Source organism: uncultured Bacteroides sp. (genome assembly GCF_905207245.1).
In the GTDB taxonomy this organism is placed as follows: domain Bacteria; phylum Bacteroidota; class Bacteroidia; order Bacteroidales; family Bacteroidaceae; genus Bacteroides.
In genome coordinates this window covers 1-8,757 of sequence record NZ_CAJLKP010000135.1, presented here as the reverse complement: position 1 = coordinate 8,757, position 8,757 = coordinate 1, and the positions used below count along the sequence as shown (strand labels likewise).

Annotated in this window: 13 protein-coding genes and 1 tRNA gene; 4 read left to right on the top strand and 10 right to left on the bottom strand. The window is 42.5% G+C overall.

Features of this window, described 5'->3' with window-relative positions:
- From QZ135_RS23790 to QZ135_RS23780, 3 genes are all read left to right on the top strand, one after another.
- The coding region (locus QZ135_RS23790; RefSeq protein WP_294615462.1) for a KamA family protein at window positions 1–1,513 on the top strand (1,513 nt) is incomplete at its 5' end.
- 69 nt (window positions 1,514–1,582) lie between these two features.
- On the top strand, window positions 1,583–2,158 hold the full coding sequence (locus tag QZ135_RS23785; RefSeq protein ID WP_294615460.1) for a uracil-DNA glycosylase family protein: 576 nt from the start codon (window positions 1,583–1,585) through the stop codon (window positions 2,156–2,158).
- A gap of 75 nt (window positions 2,159–2,233) precedes the next feature.
- Window positions 2,234–2,306: transfer RNA gene (locus QZ135_RS23780), tRNA-Trp, on the top strand.
- Between the two features lie 100 nt (window positions 2,307–2,406).
- Here QZ135_RS23780 and QZ135_RS23775 read toward each other — a convergent pair.
- The 3 genes from QZ135_RS23775 to QZ135_RS23765 form a co-directional block, all read right to left on the bottom strand.
- Entirely contained in the window at window positions 2,407–2,952 is a 546-nt protein-coding gene (locus tag QZ135_RS23775; protein WP_294615458.1) for a radical SAM protein, read from the bottom strand.
- Window positions 2,939–3,271, bottom strand: coding sequence for a 6-carboxytetrahydropterin synthase (locus QZ135_RS23770; RefSeq protein WP_294615456.1), 333 nt, complete (start codon window positions 3,269–3,271; stop codon window positions 2,939–2,941). Before QZ135_RS23770 ends, QZ135_RS23775 begins: the two co-directional genes overlap by 14 nt.
- A 115-nt stretch (window positions 3,272–3,386) precedes the next feature.
- On the bottom strand, window positions 3,387–4,244 hold the full coding sequence (locus QZ135_RS23765) for a phosphodiester glycosidase family protein (RefSeq protein WP_294615453.1): 858 nt from the start codon (window positions 4,242–4,244) through the stop codon (window positions 3,387–3,389).
- A 167-nt stretch (window positions 4,245–4,411) separates the two neighbouring features.
- Between QZ135_RS23765 and QZ135_RS23760 the strand changes: the two genes are divergently transcribed.
- Window positions 4,412–4,771 carry a YbaN family protein gene (locus tag QZ135_RS23760; RefSeq protein WP_294615450.1) on the top strand — a complete coding sequence of 120 codons (360 nt, stop codon included), beginning with the start codon at window positions 4,412–4,414 and terminating at the stop codon, window positions 4,769–4,771.
- A gap of 76 nt (window positions 4,772–4,847) precedes the next feature.
- Here QZ135_RS23760 and QZ135_RS23755 read toward each other — a convergent pair whose 3' ends face one another.
- From QZ135_RS23755 to QZ135_RS23725, 7 genes are all read right to left on the bottom strand, one after another.
- On the bottom strand, window positions 4,848–5,426 hold the full coding sequence (locus QZ135_RS23755) for a nucleosidase (RefSeq protein ID WP_294615448.1): 579 nt from the start codon (window positions 5,424–5,426) through the stop codon (window positions 4,848–4,850).
- 11 nt (window positions 5,427–5,437) lie between these two features.
- Window positions 5,438–5,725: a transcriptional regulator gene (locus QZ135_RS23750; protein WP_009128841.1), complete on the bottom strand. Its 288-nt coding sequence runs from the start codon at window positions 5,723–5,725 to the stop codon at window positions 5,438–5,440.
- Between the two features lies 1 nt (window position 5,726).
- Entirely contained in the window at window positions 5,727–6,068 is a 342-nt protein-coding gene (locus tag QZ135_RS23745; protein WP_294615445.1) for a hypothetical protein, read from the bottom strand.
- Entirely contained in the window at window positions 6,065–6,652 is a 588-nt protein-coding gene (locus tag QZ135_RS23740) for a hypothetical protein (protein WP_294615443.1), read from the bottom strand. Before QZ135_RS23740 ends, QZ135_RS23745 begins: the two co-directional genes overlap by 4 nt.
- A 173-nt stretch (window positions 6,653–6,825) precedes the next feature.
- The gene (locus QZ135_RS23735; protein WP_294615441.1) at window positions 6,826–7,443 is read right to left on the bottom strand and encodes a hypothetical protein; all 618 of its coding nucleotides are present in this window, start codon (window positions 7,441–7,443) and stop codon (window positions 6,826–6,828) included.
- 19 nt (window positions 7,444–7,462) lie between these two features.
- Window positions 7,463–8,065, bottom strand: a complete 603-nt coding sequence (locus tag QZ135_RS23730) for a hypothetical protein (RefSeq protein WP_294615439.1) — start codon at window positions 8,063–8,065, stop codon at window positions 7,463–7,465.
- Window positions 8,066–8,094: 29 nt separating this feature from the next.
- Window positions 8,095–8,478: a DUF2141 domain-containing protein gene (locus QZ135_RS23725; RefSeq protein WP_294615437.1), complete on the bottom strand. Its 384-nt coding sequence runs from the start codon at window positions 8,476–8,478 to the stop codon at window positions 8,095–8,097.
- Between the last annotated feature and the right edge of the window lie 279 nt (window positions 8,479–8,757).

The following is an 8,757-nucleotide window of genomic DNA, read 5'->3' as shown; positions in this document are numbered from 1 at the left end:
TTTTCATCTGGCAATGGCCGTAAAAAGCCCTACCGAACTGAACCGGATGCTAGGCAACTCCTTGTCCGAAGAAACCTTGCAGCTTTATCACAAAGCACGCAAGAAAGGAATGCCTGTCTTCATCACCCCTTATTATTTGTCATTATTGAATCCTACCGGAAAAGGATATGATGACGAAGCCATACGCAGCTATATCTTGTACTCTTCCCAATTGGTAGAAACTTACGGTAACATCCACGCATGGGAAAAAGAAGATGCAGTAGAGGACGGAAAGCCCAACGCTGCCGGATGGCTGCTGCCGGACGGACACAACATTCACCGCCGTTATCCGGAAGTGGCCATCCTCATTCCCGACACTATGGGACGCGCTTGCGGAGGACTTTGTGCTTCCTGTCAGCGCATGTATGACTTCCAAAGTAAACGACTCAATTTCGAGTTTGACTCTTTACGTCCCAAAGAAACATGGGAGAAAAAGCTGCGCCGTCTGATGACCTATTTTGAGGAAGACACTCAACTACGCGATATTCTGATTACAGGTGGAGATGCTCTCATGAGTCAAAACAAAACATTGGGTACCATTCTGGAAGCCGTCTACCGCATGGCCTCCCGCAAACGGAAAGCTAACCAAGAGCGTCCGGAAGGAGAAAAGTATGCTGAATTGCAACGTATCCGACTCGGCTCACGCCTTCCCGCTTATCTGCCGATGCGTATCAATGACGAGTTAGTAGATATTTTAAGAACTTTCAAAGAGAAAGCATCTGTTATCGGCATTCGCCAGTTCATTATTCAAACGCATTTCCAAACACCACTGGAAGTAACCCCCGAAGCCAAAGAAGGCATTCGCAAACTTTTATCAGCAGGTTGGCTGATAACCAATCAACTGGTGTATAACGTAGCAGCTTCACGCCGTGGACACACGAATCGCCTGCGCCAGGTACTCAACGAACTGGGAGTTGTATGTTACTACACATTCTCAGTAAAAGGCTTTGAAGAAAACAATGCAGTCTTCACCCCCAACAGCCGCTCCATGCAGGAACAACGGGAAGAAAAGCGTTTCGGAAAATTGAATAAGGAAGACGCATTCAATCTATCTGCATCGCTTGAAACTGCGCTCGACCCTGCAGCATGTATCCGCCAGTTCCTGAAAATTCATCATCTTCCATTCCTTGCCACGGACCGCAGTGTGCTGAATCTGCCTGCCATAGGCAAGAGCATGACGTTCAATCTGGTGGGAATGACTGAAGACGGAAAACGTATCCTACGTTTCGAGCATGATGGAACACGCCGTCATAGTCCGATAATCAACCAACTGGGACAAATCTATATTGTAGAGAATAAATCTATAGCTGCCTACCTGCGACAACTACGTGCCATGGGAGAAGATGTGGAAGATTATACAAGTATCTGGAACTATACAGAAGGAAAAACCGAATCACGATTCAGCCTGTATGAGTATCCGGATTTCCCTTTCCGCATAACAGAAAAGATGAGTAATCTGGAAATAGCAGAATAATTTCCGGAAATAATCTGTAGTTTTGTAAAAGGTTACACACTGAATAAATCATCATTTAAAATATTTAGAATGGAAATAGAACAACACCCTTTAGAACCTTTTCTTCCTGTCAACGCCCGTTTGCTGATGCTGGGGAGCTTTCCCCCCCAAAAGAAACGATGGTCAATGGAATTTTATTACCCGAACTGGAATAACGATATGTGGCGAATTGTAGGGCTTCTCTTCTTCAATGATAAAACCTATTTTCTGAACGAAGCGGCAAAAGCTTTCGACAAAGAACGTATCGTCCGCTTCCTCCAGGAGAAAGGAATCGCCCTGTTTGATACAGCCACTGCCATACGTCGGTTGCAGGATAATGCATCCGATAAATTTCTGGAAGTTGTAGAGCCTACGGACATTGAGGCCATGCTCCGCCGATTACCGGAGTGTAAAGCGATTGTCACTACAGGTGAGAAAGCTACGGAAACTCTATGTGAACAATTCTCCCTAATAAAACCCAAAGTCGGAGATTTTGCAGAGTTTGTTTTTGACAGCAAACCTATGCGCCTCTATCGAATGCCGTCTTCGTCTCGCGCTTACCCACTTGCCTTAGAAAAAAAAGCGGCTGCCTACCGCATTATGTATCAGGACTTACAGATGTTGTAGCAGAAAAGACCGTTAAAAAAAACGCGCATAGTTCTTGCAAATATGAAACTTTACATTACCTTTGCAGCCGCAAACACGGGAGTAGCTCAGTTGGTAGAGCACTGGTCTCCAAAACCAGGTGTCGGGAGTTCGAGCCTCTCCTCCCGTGCAGTGATAATAAAGAGAGAAACGAGATTCGTTTCTCTCTTTCATTTTTGTATCTTTTGCCAATAAAAATTCATTCTCATTACATTTACGTAACAGCCAGTCTAACGGATATCAATCAGTTTATGCGTTTGTAGACTTAACCGCCATTTAGGATGCTGCATTACGCATGCCACTGTTTCGGCGGTATTGACACACGAACAAGGCTGCAAAAAAAAATGTTCGGCAGGCAGCAACTCATAGACTTCAATATCCTGTCCTTCATAAACAACTTTCACTTCATCCATGCGGGTAATCCCCAGTTTCACCCCTTGTTTGGGAGAACAAGTCACCCAATCGATATTCCGAGGCAACAGACGTGTACCATTTGTTTCTATACAAACATACTTGCCAGCCTGATGCAATCGGTCGATAAATTCTTCATCAATCCAGATAGAAGGTTCCCCACCTGTCAAAATAACCATAACAGCCGAATATTTCTGCACCTCAGTAATAATATCTTCATCCGTCATCAATGTGCCTTCCTCATGCTGCGTATCACAAAAAGAGCATTTCAGGTTACACCCGGAAAAACGAATAAAAACAGCCGGCGTACCGGTGTGGTAGCCTTCACCTTGTAAGCTATAAAAAATCTCGTTAATCTTTCTCATAAATGGCTACATTGGATTCAGATTCCTGCACCTCGACTTTAAAACAAGTGGGTATCTGCTCACATATCCAGCGAGCAATATTCTCAGCGGTGGAATTGAAAGGGAGGACTTCATTCAGATTGCGGTGGTCGAGTTTCTCCTTCACCGCTTCTTTGATATGACTAAAATCAACCACCATCCCATCGGCATTAAGTTCCCGGGAACGGCAGTAGACTGTGATAATCCAATTGTGACCATGCAGATTCTCACATTTGCTGCGATAGGAAAGTTTCAAGCTATGGGAAGCTGATATTTCCATGCGTTTGATAACTGTATACATATTCTTATTAATACGCTAATTAAGAAAATACTCTGTTTGTTGTCGCACCTAATGTCACCTCGGCACGGCACAAAAGTACAAAAATTCTAAAGATTACGGACGGAATCCTCTGCTTTTATTTATAGACACAGAGAGAATTGGCCACTTGACGCTCACCTTCGTTGTCATAGAGATTATTATCACAAAGTTTATTCACGATGCCATTACCCGGTGCGGAAACACTCCAAAGTGTCGTAGAACCGCCACCATCAAGATTCAACGCCTTCCTGGCACCCAATACTCGAAGCATGTGTGTCAGTTCAGGAATATTGATACCCTCTGCTTTACCAACAAAACGACCTGCTACTGCAATAAGGAGGACGCTTCCATCCTTCATTAAAGCCACGGCACTACGCGGATGTTTGGTATTGACAAATGACTTATTACAAGTCGAAAGATCACAGTCTTTCCCATCCAGCAGCATCAACGGCCCCGAAGAAAGAACACTACCCTCTTTCAGATCGCAAGTTTTTTCATCTTGCTTATGCCAGGGGATAATATCCAGTTTTCCCTTAACAATGCGTACGGCACCTGTAGATACAGTACTGAGTGTACCGACAGCAGTGGTATCTATCACTACACCGTCTTTCCTCAGATAACAGATAGACGTCCCCTGCCTGATGTTGAAATAAGAACCATTGATGGCAGCCACTGCTCCCGAACGACGGGCGGCAATGCTTGTTTTTTCTTTTGGTGAGTGGACAAGGATATCAAAACGATGCTGCTCAGGTTTTATTTCCAAAATAGCGATGTGTTGGGGAACGCCATAGAGCGAAGTGAATTCTGCTTCGCGGAGAAGAATTCCTTTTCCCATAGAAGTGGTATTCCAGTCAGCAGTAAGAATTACTAAAGAGTCTGCGGCAGTCTGTGCCAATGCAATAAATGCATTGCACAGTATCAGCAACAGTACAAGGGTGGACTTGCGAAAATTCATGTCTTGACTTTATGAAAATTATTTTGCAAACATAAGCATTTTTAAGTGAATGCCATATCACAAAGGAGTATATTTTTTAAGTCGGTCAGAACAGAGGATTCCAGATATTCTTCCTCACGAAACCATCTGGACTTTTTCCGTAAACAAAAAAAGAGTACTTTTGCAGCATGAAGGTTCTCTATATCACACTTGGTACAGTTTCTTTAGCTCTCGGCATTCTCGGCATCTTTCTGCCGTTGCTGCCCACCACACCGTTTTTACTACTCACTGCTGCACTGTACTTCAAAAGCTCTCCACGTTTATACACATGGTTACTGAACCAGAAACATCTCGGCCCTTATATTCGCAACTTCCGTGAAAACAAAGCCATCCCTTTACGGGCAAAGGTTATTTCCATTTCCTTGATGTGGCTCACAATGCTATACTGTGTTTTCTTTATCATTCCCTATTTATGGGTAAAGATATTGCTCCTGATTATTGCAGCAGGAGTGACGTATCACATTCTATCGTTCAAGACGTTGAAATAAGATTTAGCGCGGAGCGCTAAAAGTTGACAAGAGGCAACTTGTTCTCTTATCAACTGCGACGCTCCGCTTCGCCAAATTACACCCCACCAATCTTCTCAAAGAATTCCCCTAACTCTTTGCGTGCATCAGCCAACTTATCCTCCCAATGCTTCACAGAATTCTGCCCGATAATATCCGTCACATACTTCACCGCAATGAAAGGCACTTTCTTGGCACGGCACACAAATGCCTGTGCAAAAGCTTCCATATCCACAACATCACCTTTCACATCCGACAGTTCCGTCAGGAAAGTATCACCCGTATTGCAAATTCCTTCTCCTACCCAATGCATACAATATCCCTTTTCGGCAAGTAAGGCGGAAGAATCTATCTCATACTCCACACCCAGATTGGCAAGCTTCTCCATATCACGGTCAATGAAATGACGGCACACCAATATATCACCCCCCTGGCGTTCTATACTCCCTGCCGTACCCACATTTATCACCAAGTCAGGTTGTCCCCGATTTATCACCTCAGTAAGATAATGAGCCGATTTCACCTTTCCTACCCCCGTACGGAGATACCCGACATGTACTTCTTCCTCTCCTATCAATCCGGGAAACTTCAATTCCGTAAACTCGCCCTGCACGGCGTAAGTGACTAAAATTTTCATACAGTATCTTTTTACTTTTTAATAATATACGTTTTCAGTGCCTCCACATATTCCTCAAAGGCGTCCACCCCCTGCGGCGTAATTTTGCAGAGAGTACAAGGCATTTTTCCTTTGAACGTCTTTGTCACCTCCACATAGCCTGCTTTATTGAGCTTGTCAATCTGCACACTTAGGTTACCGGCCGTTGCCCCTGTCTGTTGGCGGATAAAGACAAAATCTGCCTCTTCGACGCCAATAAGCAACGACATCACCGCTAAACGCAGCTCAGAGTGGAGCAAAGGGTTCAGTTCTTTAAACATATCATTCGTTTTTCTTTCGTTTACTACTTAACAAAGCAAATAGGGACATACCCAACAGGGGCAAATGATACAGTCCCAGGTAAAATCCGGTATCAGTGGCAAAATTGCCCATATTGTAACATCTCATAGTCACCAAAGCCAGTATCATTACTATTTGAAAATAAACAGCATAAGGATACATATCCATAATGAAGGCATGTCCCAGTGTATAAAATATCAAATCTCCTGCAGCCTCAAACTTAAAGCCTTTCGTCGCCACCGGCATCAAAAGGAACTGCAAAAGTACAAGTAACAAAAAGAACTTCCAAGAGGTCAGGAAATTCTCGAAACGACTTTTTGTCATGTACGGCCTCCTTTCTTTACTTTATAGTTCAGATAGTGTCCCGGAATAACCATCATAAAAATAAAAGCCAGTGCAAAAAGCAATATCTGGTCAAAGCCGTGCATGAAAAGACAACCTAATGACGACAATGCTCCCAAAGTTCCCCCGATAGTCACTACTTTCATGTTTACAATCAAGCCGGTCAACGCCGTCCCCATTCCCATTATCAGCAGTATGATGAACAAGACAGGCAAACTCCAGTAGAAGATGGCGACCCAGGTTATCAGGAACCCACCCAGCCCGAATACAGCCCAGACGTATCCCAATATCCGGTCGATATAGGTTCGTGCCATCTTCTGCTTCTTCCGGTTTATCCACAAGGTAGCGGGAAAAGAAATCGCAGGCAGCAGAAACCACATCCATTGCCAGTTGTAATTACCGGTTTCTTTCAGGAGAAACCAAATCACCAGAGATATCACCGTACACGAATATCCCCATATCAGAAAAGGCATTCCGGCATTTTCAGCCATCTTGTACTTTGCGTTCTGTATCATGTGAGTGATGAGTTCAAAACTCTCTTTCTCAGTCATATTTTTATTATCCATTACCAACTATTTTATTTATCCGAAATCATATATACACACAAACATTCATTCCATGTCTACTTTAGAAGTCAATAATCTGTAAGATCGAGCACCTTCACCAGCAAGAAAGCCAGCAACACCATGTTTCCTATGAGAAGACAGCCAAGAAGTGAGTTCATCGTAGTTCCTCCTAATTATTTATTTGAAACAGAGTTTTCTTTCTTTGCGGCAATATTCAGCATGTGTCCCGGAATTATCATTGCAAAGACAGCAGCCACAGCGAAGCATAGTAAAGAAGTATAGGTAGGGGCATCTTCTACCATTGCCGCAAGCATCATATACAAGCCTATTGCCAATCCGATTAACGAGAAAAGATAAAAAGCTTTGTAACGGACAATAATACCTGTAATAATACTGCCCAATGACATGATTAATGTTCCTAACGGCAAGATAAATTCAAACTGTTTCATACAGGTAGCTCCTATTGCCACAGCCATACAAAGCCCACCCATTATACGCCATATTTCAGTCAGCACTTTATCCGAATAAGCTTTAGCCCGTTTCTGTGATTTATGTTCTAAATATATTCCCAAAGGAATTCCTATAACAGGTATTCCCCAAAAGCCCCACATCCAAGAAGGATCTTTTGTAAAATATACGCCCGCACACACAACCAAAGTCGCTATGGTTCCGATATATCCCCACAACAGAAACATATTTCCACTACCCGCATCCAGATTACGACGGGTATTCTGTATCATTTGAGAGATGAGTTCTAAACTCTCTTGCTCGGTTATCTTTCTATCTTCCATACTTATTGATTTAATACAATTATTCTTTTGTGTGTTTTCTATTCAATCGATGTCCGGGAACAATCAACATAATAATAAAACAAACAGCAAAAGCAGGATACATAAAGTTTAGTTCAGGCGGATTAAACAAAATATGCGATATCATAACTACTGATATGGTCAATGCACAACCAGCAGCATTTCTCATCCATGAATCATTTATTATACTTCCTGTAATACTGACTCCCAATGAGCACAGCATCAAAATTATAGGCAACAATAATAACATGGAATTAAAATAGAGAGCAGCTATTATAGAAATACCAATTCCATATTGTCCTATATTGCTCCAAATAGCGAGTAAAACCTTATCCGTATAAGTCAAAACCGGTTTATCTTCCTTTTTCTTCAGCCAGCGCATCACCGGAAAACCAATAACAGGTATAGCCAACCAGCCCCAATTCCAAAGCGGGTTACCAGTTATCAGAATCAAGATATAAACCACAATCGCAGTTATCGCACAAAGATACCCCCACAACAAGAGAATGTTCACATTCCCCAACCGAAGGTTTTTCTTACTATTCTGTATCATCTGCGTGATAAGTTCCAAACTCTCTTTTTCAGTCATTTTTTTGTCTTCCATAATAGTGTCTTTCTCTTTAATACCTAAAATTATTTTTTTGCCTTATTTTGTAGGGCTCTCACATCTTTCAACTCCACATCAATCGTTTTTGCCTCAGCCGTCATGTCTAAATCTATAATTGCACAATTCTCCGTCGGCACCCCGTCTTCCCGGTCCAGTTGATAATTGCCGTTTTCATCGTGATACACATACAATTTGCATTTTCCTGCGGGCATCTCTTTTAATACAAGTGTTGCCGTATCACCCGTAGCATCTACCATTGCATAATGCCCTTTATCGGCAGCAATCATCACCTTTCCTTTTGCCGAACGGATGTTCTTCACTTTCACCGTCAAGTCGCTCTGTGCTGATGCCGAAGCTGCACATACACCCATAACAAATAATGCAACCCATTTAAAACCAATTATTTTCATAACTGTACTCCATTTAAAATTCTACAATAATCATACATTTCGGGCTCGAACTCCACCGCAAAGATAAGTAGTTTATTTTATAAACCAAATTATTTCATAAATTAATTTATAAAAAACAGAAAGAAAGCTTTCGAGAACGTACAAATACTCAGGAGTTAACTTATAAGTGCTCAGGAATGAGATAAATGATTAAGCAATACCATCTGTCATCCTGAGCTTGTCGAAGGATCTCTTCTCCTATTTGTGCAGCTTTGTATCAAGAGAGTAGATCCTTCGACA